The organism is Marisediminitalea oceani (assembly GCF_003731635.1).
GTDB classification, from domain to species: domain Bacteria; phylum Pseudomonadota; class Gammaproteobacteria; order Enterobacterales; family Alteromonadaceae; genus Alteromonas; species Alteromonas oceani.
The window spans coordinates 1-19,114 of record NZ_RCUA01000050.1 but is presented as its reverse complement, the minus strand read 5'-3'; the positions used below and the strand labels follow the sequence as shown (position 1 = coordinate 19,114).

The 19,114-nt window shown below is 48.7% G+C and carries 18 protein-coding genes and 1 pseudogene; 9 read left to right on the top strand and 10 right to left on the bottom strand.

The genetic code is table 11. The features are described from left to right. The 6 genes and pseudogenes from D9T21_RS14705 to zwf all read right to left on the bottom strand — a co-directional run. A pseudogene (locus tag D9T21_RS14705) lies at positions 1-703 on the bottom strand (transposase family protein); the annotation flags it as partial. Between the two features lie 99 nt (positions 704-802). After that, positions 803-1,444, bottom strand: a complete 642-nt coding sequence (locus D9T21_RS14700; protein ID WP_105933951.1) for a bifunctional 4-hydroxy-2-oxoglutarate aldolase/2-dehydro-3-deoxy-phosphogluconate aldolase — start codon at positions 1,442-1,444, stop codon at positions 803-805. A 4-nt stretch (positions 1,445-1,448) separates the two neighbouring features. Next, a complete protein-coding gene (locus tag D9T21_RS14695) occupies positions 1,449-2,399 on the bottom strand; it encodes a glucokinase (RefSeq protein WP_123325705.1) in 951 nt (316 codons plus the stop codon). After that, a complete protein-coding gene (gene edd / locus D9T21_RS14690) occupies positions 2,396-4,225 on the bottom strand; it encodes a phosphogluconate dehydratase (protein WP_123325704.1) in 1,830 nt (609 codons plus the stop codon). Before edd ends, D9T21_RS14695 begins: the two co-directional genes overlap by 4 nt. 9 nt (positions 4,226-4,234) lie before the next feature. Continuing rightward, positions 4,235-4,927 (bottom strand): 6-phosphogluconolactonase, encoded by a 693-nt coding sequence (gene pgl, locus D9T21_RS14685; protein ID WP_123325703.1) that lies wholly within the window; start codon positions 4,925-4,927, stop codon positions 4,235-4,237. Positions 4,928-4,929: 2 nt separating this feature from the next. Then, a complete protein-coding gene (zwf, locus tag D9T21_RS14680) occupies positions 4,930-6,423 on the bottom strand; it encodes a glucose-6-phosphate dehydrogenase (RefSeq protein ID WP_123325702.1) in 1,494 nt (497 codons plus the stop codon). 543 nt (positions 6,424-6,966) lie between these two features. Between zwf and D9T21_RS14675 the strand changes: the two genes are divergently transcribed. The 3 genes from D9T21_RS14675 (at position 6,967) to D9T21_RS14665 (ending at position 10,406) form a co-directional block, all read left to right on the top strand. Beyond that, positions 6,967-7,824 carry a MurR/RpiR family transcriptional regulator gene (locus D9T21_RS14675; protein ID WP_123325701.1) on the top strand — a complete coding sequence of 286 codons (858 nt, stop codon included), beginning with the start codon at positions 6,967-6,969 and terminating at the stop codon, positions 7,822-7,824. 295 nt (positions 7,825-8,119) lie between these two features. Continuing rightward, positions 8,120-9,556 (top strand): pyruvate kinase, encoded by a 1,437-nt coding sequence (pyk, locus tag D9T21_RS14670; RefSeq protein ID WP_105933957.1) that lies wholly within the window; start codon positions 8,120-8,122, stop codon positions 9,554-9,556. 445 nt (positions 9,557-10,001) lie between these two features. After that, positions 10,002-10,406, top strand: a complete 405-nt coding sequence (locus tag D9T21_RS14665) for a DUF4168 domain-containing protein (protein ID WP_123325700.1) — start codon at positions 10,002-10,004, stop codon at positions 10,404-10,406. A gap of 71 nt (positions 10,407-10,477) precedes the next feature. Here the strand turns inward: D9T21_RS14665 and D9T21_RS14660 are convergent, their stop codons facing one another. Continuing rightward, positions 10,478-11,029 (bottom strand): NAD(P)H nitroreductase, encoded by a 552-nt coding sequence (locus D9T21_RS14660; protein ID WP_123325699.1) that lies wholly within the window; start codon positions 11,027-11,029, stop codon positions 10,478-10,480. Between the two features lie 109 nt (positions 11,030-11,138). After that, entirely contained in the window at positions 11,139-11,714 is a 576-nt protein-coding gene (locus tag D9T21_RS14655) for an HvfX family Cu-binding RiPP maturation protein (RefSeq protein ID WP_123325707.1), read from the bottom strand. Between the two features lie 149 nt (positions 11,715-11,863). Here D9T21_RS14655 and D9T21_RS14650 point away from each other — a divergent pair, with 149 nt between their 5' ends. The 3 genes from D9T21_RS14650 (at position 11,864) to D9T21_RS14640 (ending at position 14,463) form a co-directional block, all read left to right on the top strand. Further along, positions 11,864-12,010, top strand: coding sequence for a hypothetical protein (locus D9T21_RS14650; protein ID WP_241155721.1), 147 nt, complete (start codon positions 11,864-11,866; stop codon positions 12,008-12,010). A gap of 90 nt (positions 12,011-12,100) precedes the next feature. Then, positions 12,101-13,978, top strand: a complete 1,878-nt coding sequence (gene sppA, locus D9T21_RS14645) for a signal peptide peptidase SppA (RefSeq protein ID WP_123325697.1) — start codon at positions 12,101-12,103, stop codon at positions 13,976-13,978. After that, positions 13,975-14,463 carry a SprT family zinc-dependent metalloprotease gene (locus D9T21_RS14640; protein ID WP_241155720.1) on the top strand — a complete coding sequence of 163 codons (489 nt, stop codon included), beginning with the start codon at positions 13,975-13,977 and terminating at the stop codon, positions 14,461-14,463. Before sppA ends, D9T21_RS14640 begins: the two co-directional genes overlap by 4 nt. 260 nt (positions 14,464-14,723) lie before the next feature. Here D9T21_RS14640 and yfbV read toward each other — a convergent pair whose 3' ends face one another. After that, positions 14,724-15,170 carry a terminus macrodomain insulation protein YfbV gene (gene yfbV, locus D9T21_RS14635; protein WP_123325696.1) on the bottom strand — a complete coding sequence of 149 codons (447 nt, stop codon included), beginning with the start codon at positions 15,168-15,170 and terminating at the stop codon, positions 14,724-14,726. A gap of 352 nt (positions 15,171-15,522) precedes the next feature. On the opposite strand from yfbV, the gene trxB reads away from it, so the two are divergent. The 3 genes from trxB to D9T21_RS14620 are packed head-to-tail and all read left to right on the top strand — an operon-like array spanning position 15,523 to position 18,028. Continuing rightward, positions 15,523-16,476, top strand: a complete 954-nt coding sequence (gene trxB / locus D9T21_RS14630) for a thioredoxin-disulfide reductase (RefSeq protein WP_123325695.1) — start codon at positions 15,523-15,525, stop codon at positions 16,474-16,476. 47 nt (positions 16,477-16,523) lie between these two features. After that, positions 16,524-17,258: a leucyl/phenylalanyl-tRNA--protein transferase gene (gene aat / locus D9T21_RS14625; protein ID WP_123325694.1), complete on the top strand. Its 735-nt coding sequence runs from the start codon at positions 16,524-16,526 to the stop codon at positions 17,256-17,258. A 5-nt stretch (positions 17,259-17,263) separates the two neighbouring features. Then, positions 17,264-18,028: an arginyltransferase gene (locus tag D9T21_RS14620; RefSeq protein WP_123325693.1), complete on the top strand. Its 765-nt coding sequence runs from the start codon at positions 17,264-17,266 to the stop codon at positions 18,026-18,028. 30 nt (positions 18,029-18,058) lie between these two features. On the opposite strand, the gene D9T21_RS14615 is transcribed toward D9T21_RS14620, so the two are convergent. Continuing rightward, positions 18,059-19,111 (bottom strand): ISAs1 family transposase, encoded by a 1,053-nt coding sequence (locus tag D9T21_RS14615; protein ID WP_105933364.1) that lies wholly within the window; start codon positions 19,109-19,111, stop codon positions 18,059-18,061. Between the last annotated feature and the right edge of the window lie 3 nt (positions 19,112-19,114).

The following is a 19,114-nucleotide window of genomic DNA, read 5'->3' as shown; positions in this document are numbered from 1 at the left end:
GGATGCTTTTTCATCCAGTGTTTACTGAATGTGGTTTTGATAAAGCTTTTCTTCGGCTTGACGAGTAATCCTTCGCTCTTCAGGTAAGTAAAAAAGCCATCTCGACCCAATTTAATTTCGTGTTCAATCAACTTCTGTTTGATTAATTTATAGAGCTTCCGTGTCCCCAACTGCGGCATGAACTTACGCCAGTAGAGCACCCACTCCTTAATTACCGATAGTTCTGTTCTTCGGCACTCCATACGGGCGACAGCCTGATAAACAGACTGCCTGGAAATCCCCACAACCCGGCAAGCAGCCGACAAACTTATTTCTTTTCTTTCTTTGGCTTGCCAGACGTACCGGATAAGTACTTTTTTCTTAGACCTGCTCCATATTCTTTATCCATGATATCAACCATTCCATTGAGGATTTGATTACGGAGTTTCTCATCGGCTAATTCTCTCTCGAGACGTTTTATTTTTTCGGCTGGTGTTTCTTTTGAACTGGGCATAAGTGGATGCTGAAGTGGTTTCGACCAGTCGAGTCTACCATGCTTTCTCAGCCAAACTAGCACTGTTGATTTACCTTGGATACCGAAGTGAACTTGTGCCTGCTTATAGGTCATTTCGCCTTTTTCTACACGCTGCACTACACCTAATTTAAAAGCCAAGGTGTAATCACGCTGAGTACGCTTAGGTCTTTGATTACTTGAAGTTGTCATAAAGAAGTCCTCTTTATGTCAACGTATTTCAGGACGGGACACAAGCATTAAAAAAGGGTACGTTCATGAACGTACCCTTTTTATATTCTCTGCAAGATATTACTTACTGGCGTTAGCTACTGCTTCTTTGGCCAGGTCGGTAATGCGATCCCAGTCGCCATTCTTGATAGCATCGTCCGGTGCCAACCACGAACCACCTACGCAGCGTACATTAGGTAACGCCAGGTATTCGTTGTAGTTATTCGGGCCGATACCGCCGGTAGGACAAAATACCGTTTCAGGGAATGGACCGCTGATAGATTTAATGGCTTTCACACCACCAGATGCTTCAGCCGGGAAGAACTTCAGGTAGGTATAGCCTGCATCTTTCGCTTTCATCAGATCAGAGGTTGATGAAATACCCGGAATCAGTGGGATTTCGAAGTCGTGACCCGCTTTTAACAGGTCATCAGTCATACCCGGACTGATAGCAAACTTAGCGCCTGCCTCAACAACCTGTTTCAGCTGCTGAGCGTTGGTCACAGTGCCAGCGCCAATTAACGCATCAGGAACTTCATCTGCAATTCGCTTAATCACATCCAGCGCAGCCGGGGTACGTAAGGTCACTTCCAGTACTTTAATGCCACCTGCCATCAGAGCATGAGCCAGCGGCACCGCTTTTTCCACATCTTCAATAACCAGTACCGGCACTACCGGGCCTGCGGCGAAGATGTCTGCAGGTGAACTTTTCCAATTAGTCATAAAATCAACTCGCAATCTGTTGTTGTAAATACGCTGATGCGCCTAATAAACCGTGGTCCGGCTCATTAATCAGGTATGTCGGAATATCTTTAACGTAATGTTTCATGCGTCCTTTGGCTTCAAAACGGGCTCTGAAATCGCTGTTGATCAGAAACTCCGTGAAGCGGGTAGCAATACCGCCACCAATAAATACGCCGCCGGTTGTGGCCAGATTCAGTGCCAGATTACCGGCAAAACTACCCATGATCCGACAGAACTGGGTCAGCGCAGACAAGCACACTTCGCACTGGCCATTTAATGCCTGTTCGGTTACCTGAGCCGGATCGGTAATTGCCGGCTCAACACCCTGGTGTAAAGCGAGGGCACGATAGATATTGAGTAACCCACGACCAGATAACACATCTTCGGCAGAGACCCGGTCGAGTTCGTTTTGCAGATGACGCCACACTACGATGTCTGTTTCATCAACCGGCGCAAAATCCACGTGACCACCTTCCCCGTCGAGTGTTTTCCACCCTTCAGCAGTGTGCATCATGTGCTCAACGCCTAAGCCGGTACCGGCACCAAAGACGGCAACGTTACCTTTATCAATCGATTGACCGGTGCCAATCTGGATAAGCTGTTCTGCACCCAGTACCGGCAGTGAATGAGCCACCGCGGTAAAGTCGTTAATTACATGCAAATCGTGGAGTTCAAGCTGTTGCTTTAACGCACGTTGCGAAAAAGTCCAGCTGTGGTTAGTCATTGCTACTTCGTCACCGGTAACCGGACAGGCTATAGCGATACAGCCTGCACTAAAAGTTTCGCCGGTATCAGAAAAGTACTGTTTCAGAGCAACATCAATGCTGGCAAAGTCGTTACACAGATACTTCTTAATGTTGCTCAGGCCGCTTTCGGTTATGGTGGCAACACGAATGTTCGTGCCGCCTACATCTGCGGCAAACCAGGCGCTCATACATTTTGCTCCTGCGTGTAGAACAGTGTACAGGCACCCTCTTCTGCGCCGGAGATCACACCGCGCATACCGCCAAATAACTCGCGGCCCATGCCTTCATGCTGCATGGTCAGGTCGGCAACCGCCGCAGTACGTTGCGCCAGTGTTGCTTCGTCAACGTGCAGGGTTAATGAACCGGTTTTGGTATCCAGTTCAATAATGTCACCACTTTCCACTTTTGCCAGTAAGCCGCCTAAGAAGGCTTCCGGGGTAACATGGATAGCGGCCGGTACTTTACCGGATGCACCGGACATACGGCCATCAGTAACCAGCGCTACGTTGTAACCGCGGTCCTGCAGCACACCCAGAGGTGGCGTTAAACGGTGCAGTTCCGGCATACCAATCGCAGCTGGGCCCTGGAAACGAACAACCACAATGCAGTCTTTATCCAGTTCACCAGATTTAAACGCTGCGTCGAGCTGATACTGGTCTTCAAATACCACGGCTGGCGCTTTAAGGGTGCAATGCGGGTTACGCAGTGCAGAGGTCTTGATCACTGCGCGGCCCAGGTTACCTGACAATACGTTCAGGCCGCCATCTGGCTTAAAGGGCGCCTCAACACTGGCAAATACTTCAGTGTCGTGGGATTTAACCGGGCCATCGCGCCAGGTGACTTCACCGTCTTCCAGGGCCGGTTCCTTGGTGTACAGATCCAGTCCGTCACCAACGATAGTTTTCACATCGTTATGGATAAGGCCGGCATCGAGTAACTGTTTGAACAACAGCGCCATGCCGCCAGCTGCCACAAAGTGGTTGATGTCAGCAGAGCCGTTCGGATAAATACGGGTTAACAGTGGTACCGCATTCGAAAGCTCTGAGAAGTCATCCCAGGTAACGATAATGCCGGCAGCACGTGCTACAGCAATAAGGTGCATGGTGTGGTTAGTTGAACCACCTGTAGCCAGCAAGGCTACGATACCGTTTACGATAGCTTTTTCGTCAACGATATGGCCGATTGGCGTGTAGTTGTCACCCAGTGCAGTCAGACGAGTAACCTGACGAGACGCCGCTTTGGTTAACGCATCACGTAATTCTGTGCCTGGGTTAACAAAAGACGAACCCGGTAAATGCAGCCCCATCATTTCAACCACTAACTGGTTACTGTTGGCCGTACCGTAGAAAGTACAGGTACCAGCAGAATGGTAAGACTGTGATTCAGCTTCAAGCAGTTCGTCACGACCAACTTTACCTTCGGCAAAAGCCTGACGAACCCGTGCTTTTTCTTTATTCGGTAAGCCGCTTGGCATTGGTCCGGCCGGTACAAATACCGTTGGCAGATGGCCAAAGCTCAGCGAGCCCATCAGTAATCCCGGGACAATTTTGTCACAGATACCGAGCATCATGGCACCGTCGAACATGTTGTGAGACAGCGCAACTGCCGCCGACTGGGCGATAACATCGCGACTCATCAGGCTCAGTTCCATGCCAGGGTTACCCTGAGTAACACCGTCACACATGGCTGGTACACCACCGGCAAACTGGGCAACGCTGCCCACTTCCTTGACCGCTTCCTTAATAATTTGCGGATAGGTTTCGTAAGGCTGGTGCGCCGACAACATATCATTGTATGAAGACACAATCGCGATGTTGGCCTTGGTCATACTGCGCAAGTCAGTTTTATCGCTGGTGTTACACGCCGCGAAACCATGTGCCAGGTTACCGCAAGACAACACGCCACGGTGTGGGCCTTGTCCACGGGCGCGTTCGATTTTTGCCAGATAAGCCTGACGGCTGGCTTTACTGCGCTCTATAATGCGCTGCGTAACTTCGTTTACCTGTGTATTCATTACTGACTCCTACGGTGCCCATTTCAAGGTCACTTGTGCTGCGTTAATCACAGCAACAATTGGCTTTTCAGTGGCCGTGGCATTGGCAACTGCGTCTTCGAGTACCTGACGTTTCTTATCACCAGTCAGGTGTAGATAGATATTTCGGCTGGCGACAATCGCCGGCAGCGTCAGCGACATACGCTGATGCGGGGCCGTGGTCGGCTGCGTAGCAATGCACACACGGCCGCTGTTCATGGCCAGGCCATCTTCGAGTTGCTCACAGCACGGGAACAATGAAGCGGTGTGACCGTCTTCTCCCATACCCAGGATCAGCACGTCAAATGGCTGGGACATGGCAGACAAACGGCTTTCGCAAGCTACCGCTGCATCGGTGGCATCAGCCTCGGCTGATTTCATTTCAATAAAGCGCGCCGCGCTGGCTTTGCCAACCAGCAGGTTTTCTTTAACCAGGCGTGTATTGCTCGCGTCACTGCTTTCTTCAACCCATCGCTCGTCAACCAGTGAAACATCCACACTGGCCCAGTCGATATCAATTTCGCTTAATGCTTTAAACAGTGGCAGCGGTGTACGACCACCGCTAACCATCAGACTTGCCCGCCCGCGCTGAGCAATGCCCTGGGAAAGCTTTTCAGCAATCTCCGCGGCAAACTCTTCGTTCAGCGCCTCAGCACTTTCATATAATGATTGTGTTAATGGCATAATTACTTTTTCTTTGTGATTTTGCTTTCGTACCAGCTGCGGTCTTCACGCGCCAGCAATCCAATTGAAGCCACCGGGCCCCAGGTACCTGCCTGATAAGGCTCTGGCGGTTCATTACTGGTGCGCCATGCTGCCAGTATTGAATCTACCCAGGTCCACGCCTGTTCAATTTCATCACGACGTACGAACAGCGCCTGGTTACCAAGCATCACTTCGAGTAACAGCTTCTCGTACGCATCCGGAATGCGGTCGTCGGAGAACTCTTCAGAGAAACTCAGGTTCAATTTGGATTTTTGCAGATCCATAGAGCCTGAACTGGTCAGCCCCGGCACCTTGTTCATTACGGTGATTTCTACACCTTCATCAGGCTGCAGACGAATTACCAGCTTGTTAGGTGGTAGTGCACTGAAGCTTTCGGTAAACAGGTTGTGCGGCTGACGTTTAAAGTAAATAACAACCTCTGATACCTTGGTAGGCAGACGCTTACCAGTTCTCAGGTAAAACGGCACACCGGCCCAGCGCCAGTTGTCGATTTCAGCTTTAATCGCTACGAAAGTCTCGGTTTTACTGACCGTATTGGCGTCATCTTCCTCAAGATAACCCGGTACTTCCTTACCTTTAACAAAACCAGCGGTGTACTGACCACGTACGGTTACGTCATTAACGTTGCTGGCATTGATTGGACGCAGAGCTTTCAGTACTTTTAGCTTTTCGTCACGAATGCTGTCGGCGTTTAGATTGGCAGGCGGCTCCATGGCAACCAGCGACAAAATTTGCAACAGGTGATTTTGTACCATGTCACGCATCTGTCCGGCATCGTCGAAGTAACCCCAACGGCCTTCAATGCCTACCGACTCTGCTACTGAAATCTGCACGTGGTCGATGCAGTTATGATCCCAGTTAGTAGTAAAGATAGAGTTCGCGAAACGCAGTGCAATCAGGTTAAGTACCGTTTCTTTACCCAGATAATGGTCAATACGGTAAATCTGGCTCTCGTTGAAGTATTCAGCCACCTGTTCGTTGATAACTTTCGATGATTTCAAATCGTGACCGATTGGCTTTTCAAGCACCAGGCGCACACTGGAATCAATAATATTACAGCCGTGTAAACCGCGGCAGATGTCACCATATATAGCTGGCGGTGTCGCCAGATAACAAACCATGGTGCGATCCGGATTTACGTGCGGTTCCAGCGCTGCGTAGCTGGCGATATCTTTCATATCGATTTGCGCATACGCCAGTCTTTCTTTAAATTTGCCCCAGGTTTCTTCGCAAACCGTTTCACCGGCAAACTCAGCCAGCGCATTCTTCACTTCTTCAACGTAATCTTCAGAGGTCAGCTCCTGACGAGCCACACCTACAATAGTTGTATCCGGATGCAACAACCCTGCTTTTTCGAGTTGGTATAAAGACGGCAACAGTTTGCGTCGAGAAAGGTCACCTTTGGTACCGAACAACACAAAATCGCAGGCTTCAAAAGAACTATCCATCACCATGAATTTGGCCTTATTTCAATTTATACAGTGGGCTGCTGTGATTCAGCATGCCATCGTGGTAATTTGTTGCCATATAGTTAACAACAAATGTAGTAAAATTACAACTTTTGTTTCGCATTTGAATTAACAAAAAACTTTCTTCGCAGATTCGCACCTCAACCTATGCATGGCGAGGACTTAATCGTGTAAGTTTAGCCTAAATACGACCAAAGTAGTAATCAATAAAAAGGGCCTGAAACCGCCTTTATAACCGGTAGATTACCTCGCACCAAGACACTATTGATTGTTTGCCGCATTAGTTTGTTTCGCACTATATATATAGCAATTAAGCCAATTCACTCTGCCATTGGTCATACAATATTAATTTTAAGGCCGTTACCAATAACCGCCATTTTTTGAATTTGATCATCCTGAAGTTTAATTTCGAGATGAAATACCGCAAATCATGTTAATAAATTACATTTTTCTTGTACGATCTTTCATATTCAGTAGTATAGCGCTTGGGAGAACACACTTTTCACACTCAGTGTTATTGAAAATAATATGAATATTTTAGAAAAAATCACACAGCACAAATCTGCGTTCAGTAAATCGGAGCGAAAGGTGGCAGAAGTGATACTGGCGAATCCTCAGTCGGCGATCCATTCCAGTATAGCAACTCTGGCTAAAATGTCAGATGTCAGCGAGCCAACGGTTAACCGGTTTTGTCGTCGTCTGGACACTAAAGGCTTTCCGGATTTTAAACTGCACCTCGCGCAAAGCCTGGCCAACGGCACACCTTATGTTAACCGGCATGTAGACGAAAACGACGGCCCGGACGAATACACCAATAAGATATTTGAGTCGACCATGGCGTCGCTGGAAGTGGCCCGTCAGTCTGTTTGTGTAAACACCGTCAACCGGGTGGTTGACCTGTTAACCCAGGCACAGCGTATTTCGTTCTTTGGTCTGGGTGCCTCAGCATCTGTAGCTCATGATGCATTGAACAAATTTTTCCGTTTTAATGTGCCAGTGGTGTATTTCGAAGATATTCTGATGCAGCGCATGAGCTGTATGAACTGTAACTCAGGCGACGTCGTCATGTTGTTTTCACACACCGGCCGCACCAAAAGCCTGGTAGAAATCGCCCAGATTGCTAAAGCTAACGATGCAACCGTGGTTGGCATTACATCGGCTGACAGCCCGTTGGCTAACGAATGTACCTATGTATTATCGCTGGAAGTCCCGGAAGATACCGACATGTATATGCCCATGGCCTCAAGGATTGCCCAGTTAACCCTGATAGATGTACTTGCCACCGGGTTCACACTGCGTCGTGGCAATAAGTTCCGTGAAAATCTTAAGCGTGTTAAGGATACGCTGCGTGGCTCCCGCTACGAAAAACGCGGCAACGAAACCTAATCCTCTCCAAGTGGGCGGATTCTTCTGCCCGCTTTTTTACATTGCGTAAAAATTTTTTTAGATATCAGTTACCACCTTCCAATCCCCTCACCCACATGCTAGCTCAGGGGTTAGCGGTTCATTTGTGTTACTTTTTATTGCCACTGCTGTTCAGACCATCATAAAGAATCTTTAATCAACCATTCACAATTTGGTCAAATTCGTCTACTATTTTGTAATTAAATTACGAAATAGATTTTCAGCTATACTTAATCACTGGTTGTCCCACATAAACTATTAACAAGCGATAACACACATGACTAGAAGAACGAAAATCCTGGCTACTTTAGGGCCTGCTACAGACACGCAAGAAAAAATTGAAGCGATTATTGCCGCCGGAGCAAACGTAGTACGCATGAATTTTTCCCATGGCCAGGCCGAAGATCATATTGAGCGCGCCAAGCGTGTACGCGCTGCTGCTGCCAAGCTGGGCAAATACGTAGCGATTTTAGGCGACCTGCAAGGGCCAAAAATCCGGGTTTCACGCTTTGCCAACGATAAAGTTTTCCTTAACGAAGGCGACCCGTTTGTGCTGGACGCAGAGCTAGACCGCGATGCAGGTAATGAGCAACAGGTTGGTATCGATTATAAGGCGCTGCCTGACGACGTTAGCACTGGCGATATCCTGTTACTCGACGATGGCCGTATTCAATTAGAAGTGACCGGCGTTGATGGCCGTAAAGTCCTGACTAAAGTAACCGTAGGCGGCAAACTGTCTAATAATAAAGGCATCAATCGTCTGGGTGGCGGTTTATCTGCTGAAGCGCTGACTGAAAAAGACAAGCGTGACATCCTTACTGCCGCTGAAATTGGCGTTGATTACCTTGCTGTCTCTTTCCCACGCAGCGGTGCAGACCTGAACTATGCCCGCGAACTGGCCGAAGCAGCCGGTTGTAAAGCCAAAATCTGCGCCAAGGTAGAACGCGCTGAGGCTGTTGCTACTGATGAAGCCATTGATGACATTATCAGCGCATCAGACGCGGTAATGGTTGCCCGTGGCGATTTGGGTGTGGAAATTGGTGATGCAGAGCTGGTTGGTGTTCAGAAAAAGCTGATCGCCCGTTCTCGCCAGTTAAATAAGGTGGTTATCACGGCAACTCAGATGATGGAGTCGATGATTGAAAGCCCAATGCCTACCCGTGCAGAAGTAATGGACGTGGCTAACGCTGTACTGGACGGTACCGATGCGGTAATGCTGTCAGCAGAAACTGCAGCAGGTAGCTATCCGGTTGAAACGGTAAAAGCCATGGCACGTGTTTGTGAAGGCGCAGAAACCCACCCAAGTGTAAAAATCTCCAAGCACCGCATGGACGAACTATTTGGTTCAGTGCACGAGACTATCGCTTTATCAGCGGTTTATGCTGCTAACCACTTACCGGGTGTAAAGGCTATTGTAGGCTTAACTGAAAGTGGCAGCACGCCGCGTCTGATGTCGCGTATCACCACTACCCTGCCTATTGTTGCTATGTCACGTCACGAAGAAACACTTAACCTGATGGCGTTATATCGTGGCGTAAAACCGGTTTTCTTTGACTCTCGCGACAGCGCACCTGGTGAGCTGCGTAAAGATGTTGTAGCTCTGCTGAAAGAGAAAAACCTGGTGGAAGACGGTGATATCGTGATCCTGACCCACGGTGACCGCATGGAAACTATCGGTGCTACTGACGCAATTAAAATTATCGTCGTAGAATAATACGAGTAATACGCTGAATGCTGATGCCGGAAACGCCAATGGTGTTTCCGGCATCACTGTTTTTAATACTCCATAACCATCTAAGCCTCTGCACCTATAACACTGTTCATCAAGCACCAAAGCTCCCGGCAACTAATAACTCCAAACAGATTAATGCCAGTTTTCGATTGAGCCACTGTTTAGCGCTTGCCATTTTCAACAAAAGTCACCCGCCACCAGCCCTGCCATAGAATTTTAGCAACCCTGTAATTTTGCATAACATCATGCTGTCACCGTGAAAAATTGCGACACATTTAGCAAGCGTAACCAGTCTACGCTTATAAAGTCAGCTCAATCTTTCAATAAGTGATTGTTTAATCTGATGATTTCCAACCTGGCATAGCACTCGCTTTATAAGTTATGACATTCCCCGTAATGGGGTCATTCATCAAATTGGAGTGTATATATGACACGACTTGCAAAACTTATTGCTTTAACGCTTTCTCTTACTACCGGCGCAGTTTCTTCGGTTTACGCAGCCCAGAAAGTGCAGGACAACGAAAAAGCAATAAATCAAATTCAGACTTCTGTTGAACAACAACAGTTTGATGATTCAACGTTAGAAAAATTTACTGTGGCGATGTATGCAGTACAAGATGTTGCGAAAGAGTTTGAGGTTAAGTTGCAGCAAGAGCAATCCACCGAAAAACAGCAACAACTGCAAGCCAACGCACGTGAGGCAATGGTGGACGAAATAGAACAAGCGGGTCTTGAGGTAAAAACCTATACCACAATCGCTCAGCTGGTGCGTCAGGATGAAGCGCTACGCCAGCGTGTGATGAACATTGTTAACGACCAGGATAATAGCTAGCCTTTTCTATCCGCAATGCGCCGCCAACTGGCGGCGCTTTTTCTCAGAAACTAGCCGGGCCAGAGTGGCCGCTATGCAAATACAGTAAAGTAGTCTTCCGGTTCAAGTTCTGGCTTAGGTCCCGCGTCCTGTGCTGGCGTACCCAGATACAGGAAACCAACAATTTCGTTGTCGGCAGACACACCCAGCCCTTCTTTTACAATGTTACAATGAGCATATTCGCCGGTGCGCCACATGCCCTGAAAGCCCTGGGCAACAGCAGCCATCTGCATGGCCATAGCGGCACAGCTGGCCGAGGCGAACTGTTCTACCTGAGGCACTTTTTCGTGTTCCTGATAGGCCGTGGTGATCACTATAATCATGGGCGCACGGGTGGGTAACTGCGGCGCGCGCTGAATTTCACGCTCCGTTTTATCATTATCAATAGCGGACTGCTCAAACAATGCACCAAGCTTATCGAGCCCTTTGCCCTCACACACAATAAATCGCCATGGCTTGAGTGCCGCGTGATCCGGTGCCCGCAAAGCCGCACGTTTAATATTATCCAACGCCTCTCCGGACGGTGCCGGTGCGGTTAGTCGGGGCTGTGAGCGACGATTGATAACAAGTTCCAGTGCATCCATAGTGCTCTCCTTCTGGCAAAATAATTAGTGTACCCGTGCTGATACGGGCTATTTCACAAAAAGACCAGCATACTGGCAAGAGGTTTTAGTGCAATCCCCGCAAAATAATTTATTGGCGGTTAACATACCGCTCCAGATAGTAATCAACACTCACATAACGCCCGCCACCAAAGCAGAACAGCACCATAAGCATAACAAAATAAGTAGCGGCAAATTCTATCCCGTTATTCAGGATCACAAAGTTACCACTGGACGTCAGCCAGTCGATATAGCCGTGTTCGTTGAGAATAGCTTTAGCTGCAGAGAGCTTCTCAGGGGCCGCCATGACAGATTCATTTGTTAACAGCGTACCATCGGCCAGCCAGCTGCCAGCATCAGCGATAGCCGGCCATCCGTGCTGCCAGTGTACGGTAATCATGGCCACGACCATGGTTATCATTAAAGGGATGGCGGTTAACCGGGTAGCCAGGCCAAGCACTAAAAACGCCGCCCCAATAAACTCACTCAATGCAGCCAGGCCGGCCAGTAAAAATGGCAGCGGTAAGCCCAACCCGTAGTCCGGGTTACCAAACCAGTCTACCGTGCTGTCGAAGTTAGCCAGTTTCTGCCAGCCCGCCTGAGCCATAACCGGAGCCAGATATAACCTTGTCAATAACAAGGGAATACTGCTCAGGGATGCTGCCATCCCATTTAATTTAGTATTTAACTTACGGATAATTGCGCTCACTACGGTTTACCTCAATAATGCCAATTACGATTAAGACCGCGGGATAACGTTATTTCTTTCAATCGATGAGTCGTTTTTCTCAGTTAATGCAAAAGGGTCAGCGCAAGGTGAATTACAGGCAACGTCAGGGACGCCTGCTAATGACCCTGTCTGATGAACAGCACAAAGCTATTGCCAGGTTGATTCAGCAATGGCTGGATGATAGTACTGACCAACCAGCTGCATCCTCTGCCGATAAGAAGCGTCATAGATAAAGGCAATAACATTTCATTACAAAATTAACTCGCGATAATTTTTTGAATCGATAACATTAGGTTGTTTCGTTAATTAGGTAAGTAGTCAGTATGGCCGAAAAAAGTAAAAGCTGGACCAAAGCTCTGTTTGTGGGGTTATGGACCGCCCTGAATTTTTGTCGAAAGTTGTTTTTCAATGTTGTGTTTCTGGTCATTATTATCGGCATTATCGCCGTGGCCAGCCGTGAAGAAAGTGTCCCTCAGGTAACCCCTGGCAGCGCCCTGATGCTTACCCTTAATGGTGCACTGGTCATTCAGAAAACCGCGGTAGACCCGGTTTCTGAGTTTCTTCAGGAAGCGTTTGACGAAGAGCCGGATAACCCGGAAGTGCTGGTTCGCGATGTGGTTAAAGTGCTCGAAAACGCCAAGGCTGATAAGCGTATTAAAGCGGTAGTACTTAACCTGCAGGGCTTACGGGGTGGCGGCCTGGATAAGCTGCGTACCATTGCCGAAGCCATTGACGATTTTAAAACCTCCGGCAAACCTGTACTTGCCGTTGGCGACTATTACACCCAGTCTCAATATTACCTGGCAGCCCATGCCGACAAAGTGTATCTCAACCCTATCGGCGGAGTCTCAATCGACGGTTATGCCAATTACGGTATGTACGTAAAGCGTGCGCTGGAAAAGCTCAAAGTGAATATGCACATTTTCCGTGTAGGTACGTTTAAGTCGGCGGTTGAACCCTATATCCGCGAAGATATGTCTGACGCGGCCAAAGAAATGAATGAGCGCTGGCTTAACCAGTACTGGGCGCAATATAAAACCGATGTTGCCGCAGCCCGCGGTGTGGACATCAATAACTTTGACGAAAGTCTTGAGGTGATGCTGGAGAACTTCGAGCAGGCCGGTGGCAACTCTGCCCAGTACGCTATTCAGAAAGGCTGGGTTGACGAAGTTAAAACCCGCGAGGAAGTGCGTCAGGAAATTATTGCCCTGGTTGGCAAAGACGAAAACAACCGTGCCGGTTTTAAACTCACCACCTACCGCAACTACAATCGGGTGATCAATCCGCCTATGCCCATGGTTGCCCGTCAGGGCGATAAAGTGGCCGTAGTAGTGGCTAAAGGCACTATTATGGACGGTGAACAGCGCGCCGGTAACATTGGTGGCAACAGCACCGCACAGTTACTGCGTCAGGCCCGTCTTAATGACGAGGTTAAAGCGGTAGTACTGCAGGTCGACTCGCCGGGAGGTAGTGCATCAGCGTCTGAGATTATTCGTCAGGAAGTGCTTAATTTGCGTAGTGCTGGCAAGCCAGTGGTTGTTTCAATGAACACTTACGCCGCTTCAGGTGGTTACTGGATTTCGGCTTCGGCAGATAAGATTTTTGCCAGCCCGAGCACTATTACCGGTTCCATTGGTGTGTTTGCTGCACTGGCTACCTTTGAGGATGCCGCCGATTACCTGGGTGTTGATACCGATGGTGTCGCCACTACCGAAATGGCCGGGTTTTCCACTTTGCGCGGAATTGACCCAATGTATAAGCAACTTATTCAGCGCAGTATCGAAAGCAAATACAGTGAATTTTTAAGCCTGGTTGCCAGTGAACGCGGTATGGATGTCAGTGCCGTTGATGATATTGCCCAGGGCCGTGTATGGATTGGTACCGACGCGCTGCAGATTGGCTTGGTAGATGAACTGGGTACGCTGGATGATGCTGTAACGGCGGCTGCCGATCTGGCCGGTGTAGAAGATTACGATACCGTTTATGTGACTCGTAAGCTGTCTGAGAAAGAGTTGTTCTGGAAAGAGTTTTTCGGTCAGGCGGTTATCTACGCCCTGAAGCTCAATCTGATTGATAACAACAATATTCTGACAGGTCTGGTGCGTGAAACCATGGCGCAGGTTGATCTGATTTCATCGCTCAACGATCCACAGAACATTTACACCCTGTGTGTACGCTGCCGAGTGATGGATAACCATTGATATCCGCTAGCGATAAGCAGTTACTCAATGACCGTCTCGAGGAATTATACCTCGGGGCGGATAGCTATTTCAGGCGAACGTTTGTTCGCCCTACCCTTACCTTCAGACGCAGTGGCCGCCATGCAGGCACAGCGTTTTTACAGCAGAACAGGATAAACCTACACCCGGTATTATTTGTTCACAATCAGCAAGCTTACTTTTCCGACGTGTTGCCTCACGAAGTCAGCCACTTGTTGGTTTATCAGTTGTACGGGCGGGTGAAGCCCCACGGTAAGGAATGGCAGGCCATGATGCAGGAGGTGTTTAACTGCGCCCCCGAAACCCGCCATGAATTTGATTTATCGCCGCTGAATATTCCCAGTGTACGCTATCGTTGTGGCTGTGGAGACGTTGAGTTGAGTATCCGCCGGCATAACGCAGTTGTGCGTGGCCAGCGGCAGTATCAATGCCGCAAGTGCAGGCAGGTGCTATACCAATCTGCATAGAAGCTTACCCACTCAGAGTGAGTCAAAACGACTTAGATCACGACGCGTTCTCTGAGGCATAGTCATTCTATGTCCAGAGGACGCAACACAGATTTAAGTCGTTTTGGCCACTCCCCCTGGGCAAGGCTGTTAGGCTTCCTGGCGTTGTTACGCTTGCTTGATTTGGAACCACCAAACCTGTGCAACCAAGCCTAGCCAGAAAGCCTAACAGAATTGCTGAGTGAGTAAACTTCTATGCAGATTGGTATTAAACCCGCAGCTTAAAACCACTGGCGGGTAAACGCTTTATCCAAATCTTCGAAAGCCGTTTTCAGCAAGCGGGCTAATTCGCGATAACGGGGCTTATGCTGCGGGTTTTGCACCGCACACCCCTGGGCTCGCATTTTGGTGAGGATTTCCTGATACCAGTGACGTAGCTGTGGCGGCAGAGTCTGATTAGAGCGCTTGCCCAGCCACAATAATCCCTGCATTGGCATACTCAGAAAGAAAGCGCCCACGGCAAGGGCCTGAGGCAGGTAATCTGTACCAAAGGTATTAAGCATGGTAGCGCAGGCTAGTACAGCCACAGGAGGCATAAAGCGCACCGCAAACCGGGTGGCTGCCACTACACGGCAATCCGGGAACAAGGTGTAAAGCTCGCGCTTTAACGGCCAGGTTTTCATGTATTCCTGTCCGTCTTTAAGCATAGTGGTAACTGACTGGGCCATAGTGAACCTCGTAAGTGATAACCGCAACCTTGGGTGGCTATACCGTAGCAAGAGTAGATGCCTGTTTACTAATAATAGTCCGGAATGTCGAAAATGGTTTATTTAACGATGAATTTCCGGACCACTTTTAAGATAATATCACAGCCGGGTATTGAAAGTATTCGATTCGACCGCACAATGTCTCATAATAACTTATGATTGCAGGGTGGCAGGTAATCTGTAGCATACGCAACTGCGTATAACTGAGCTTATTACAGTGCAGTGTTATTGCAAATAACCTATCACCTACCGCATTAACCAATACGATGTGCTTGTCGCGTACTGCTGCGTCAGGCGTTAACTGGAGAAAAACATGGCAGAAAGCAGACACGTTCGTCTACTCATTCTTGGTTCAGGCCCGGCTGGTTACACCGCCGCTGTTTATGCAGCCCGTGCAAACCTGTCCCCTACTCTGATCACCGGTATGCAACAGGGTGGCCAGTTAACCACTACCACCGAAGTAGAGAACTGGCCTGGCGATCCGGAAGGTCTTACCGGACCTGACTTAATGGTTCGTATGCAACAACATGCCGAGAAGTTTAATACCGATATCATCTTCGACCACATTAATAAAACGGACTTAAGCAAGCGTCCGTTCACCCTCTACGGTGATAGCGGTACTTACACCTGTGATGCCCTGATCATCGCTACCGGCGCGTCAGCAAAATATCTGGGTATGCCTTCAGAACAGGCGTTTATGGGTAAAGGTGTTTCTGCTTGTGCAACTTGTGACGGCTTTTTCTACCGTAACCAGAAAGTGGCTTTAATCGGTGGTGGTAACACCGCTGTTGAAGAGGCGCTCTATTTATCTAACATTGCTTCGGAAGTACATGTGATTCACCGTCGTGACAGCTTCCGCAGTGAAAAGATCCTGGCCGACCGTCTGCTTGATAAAGCAGAAAACGGTAATGTGGTGCTGCACCTTAACCGCACCCTGGACGAAGTACTTGGCGACGAGATGGGCGTAACCGGCGTACGGATCAAAGCTACCGACTCTGATGCCACCGAAGAACTGGATGTAATGGGTCTGTTTGTTGCCATTGGCCACAAGCCTAACACCGACATCTTCGACGGTGAGCTGGATATGAAAGACGGCTACATCACAGTAAACAGTGGTACTAACGGTATGGCTACACAAACCAGCGTACCAGGCGTATTTGCTGCCGGTGATGTATCGGATCACATTTACCGTCAGGCGATTACCTCAGCCGGCACAGGCTGTATGGCGGCGCTTGATGCGGAGCGTTTCCTGGACGCACAGGAATAATCCTGACTGGCGGTGGCTGCAACGCCGCCGTCAGCCATGCTTTTTGCATGATTAGCCTGCCCTATTTAGAACCTGATACCCCCTTTCCTCCGGTCGAACATGCACTGGACGATCCCAATGGATTACTCGCCTATGGTGCCGACCTTTCGCCCGGCAGATTGCTGACGGCTTATAGTCAGGGGATATTTCCCTGGTTTAGCGAAGGTGAACCCATTTTATGGTGGAGCCCGTCTCCCCGGGCCATTATTCCACTCGAAGGTTTTCGTGCCAGTACCAGTTTACGCAAACTCATGCGTAAGCGACTTTACCAGGTCACGCTCAACCGGGATTTTGCCGCCGTAATCCACCAATGCGCGCATATACCGCGTATTCAGTACGGCCAGACATCTACCTGGATAACCGAAGATATGATTGCCGCATACCAGGCGCTGCATGAATTAGGCCTGGCTCATTCGGTTGAAGTCTGGAAAGATGATAAGCTCGTAGGTGGCCTGTATGGCGTAGCAGTGGGTAAAGTGTTTTGCGGTGAGTCGATGTTTCATTGCTTACCGAATACCTCCAAGCTGGCCCTGGCCTACCTGGTGGAGCATATGCAGCAACACGGCGGTGATTTTATCGATTGTCAGATGCCCACAGAACATCTTATGAGCCTTGGTGCAGTGAGTATTGAGCGTGATGCGTTTATTTCCCGCCTGAATGGTAGCAATCAAACCCTTGATCAGGACGGCTATATTTGTTCAGATTATCAGCAAACCTGGTGCGCTCAGGCGTTAAGTGAATAACCTGTATGAAATTTGGCATTACCCAGACATTCGACTGTAGCTATCTGCCTCGTAAAGAAGAGCAGTTGCTGGTGTATGTGGGAAGCCATACAGACGCCGCTACGCATTATCCGCAGCTGATTCAGGCTGGATTTCGCCGCAGTGGCGAACAGGTATACCGCCCCTATTGCCAGCAGTGTACGGCTTGTCATTCTATCCGGTTGCCGGTGGACGACTTTGCGCCATCGCGGAGCCAGCGTCGGTTGCTAAATAAAAATAAGGCTTTCACCACTCGCACTACTACCCAAACCAGCGAAGCTTACTACCCTTTATACGAGCGTTATATCACTGAACGCCACGCAGACGGCAGCATGTACCCGCCGGACCCGGTGCAGTTTGAAAGCTTTCTGGCCTGTGAATGGAATTCGCCCCTGTTTGTTGAGGCCTATGATGGCGACAAGCTTATTGCAGTGGCGGTAACAGATGTTATTGATACCGATGATCATCGCGATGGTTTTTCGGCGATGTATACCTTTTACGACCCGGATTATCACCACCGTTCGCTGGGTACCTGGATGATCCTGCAACAGATCCATCACACCCGGGCACAAAACAGGCATTACCTGTATTTGGGCTACCAGATAGATGACTGCAATAAAATGAACTACAAAAGCCGTTTTTTACCTCATGAGCGATATTATAATCATCAGTGGCATCGCTTTGAAAATGCGCAACAGGTAAGTGAAATGGCCAGCCGCCGCAACGATTTGGTGATTGATTTACTCCGCTAGCCCAGCAATTCGCAGGGCAACCGCATACTTTTACCCAAAAATAAGCTCTGCTCTGAATTCATCGGCCCAGCCAGCCATTTTGAGTTTGCTTCTCATGCTGGCTTTCTTGGGGTGTAAACGAGCCATATTCAAACAAAACCGCCTAATCACTCCGACATTTTCCGCTCCGTCCTCTTTGCGTATTCGGCTATCATCTTCTTTGAACGTCACGTCTAACACCCAGTGGACTTTATTTTCGACTTCCCAGTGTGCTCGGATAGCCTGGTTGACCGCAACGGGGTCAATATCCAGTGAACTGATGTAATATTGCGTTTCAGTGCTCACCTCTTTGTCTTTAAGGTGGCGCTCTCGCTCTATTTTGATAACACTGCGTATACCTTTCCAGTGCTGTGCTTCACTTATCCACTCACTGACTCTTAGTTGCTGGCACCGGCGTACTTCAATTCGTCCATGGCCAGAATCAGTCTGTTCATTACAGGCAATCCAAGCGGGATTATCCCTCTCTACCTTATGGAAATAGGCGGCAATTTCATCGCGTAGTTGTTTGTGGTTGTTTTTGATGCAGAGCACATAATCTGCGTTCTCCGAGCTGATTTTCTCGACTATCTTTTTCTGAGAGTTCATGGCATCTGCACTGATAAGAGCGCCTTTAATATTAAGCGTGTCGAGTAGGTCCAATACCGAAGCATTCTCATTTTTCTTGCCCGATGACTTCAGTTGCGCAAGCACTAAACCTGCATCTTTGCTCCAGGCGGTAATGCTATGTAATGCCGTTTGCTTATCGCCATCGTAGGAATGACGAAGTGTCTTACCGTCGATGGCAATTTGAGGCTTACCCGTTTCAACACGCACTTCATTCACCCAATTCATAAAGGCTTTATTTAATTGTTCAGGGCATATTACTCGAACAATTCGGGCAATGGTATCGTCAACAGGAATGCCGTTTTCAAAGGGACGGTATTGGCGCAACCAATCAAGTTTATCTCGACCAAACACTTCTATATCGCTCCAACCCTCTGCTCCAGAAAGGACTGCACTCACAGTCAGAAATATCACATCAATAAAGTCATGTTGAACATTAATTTG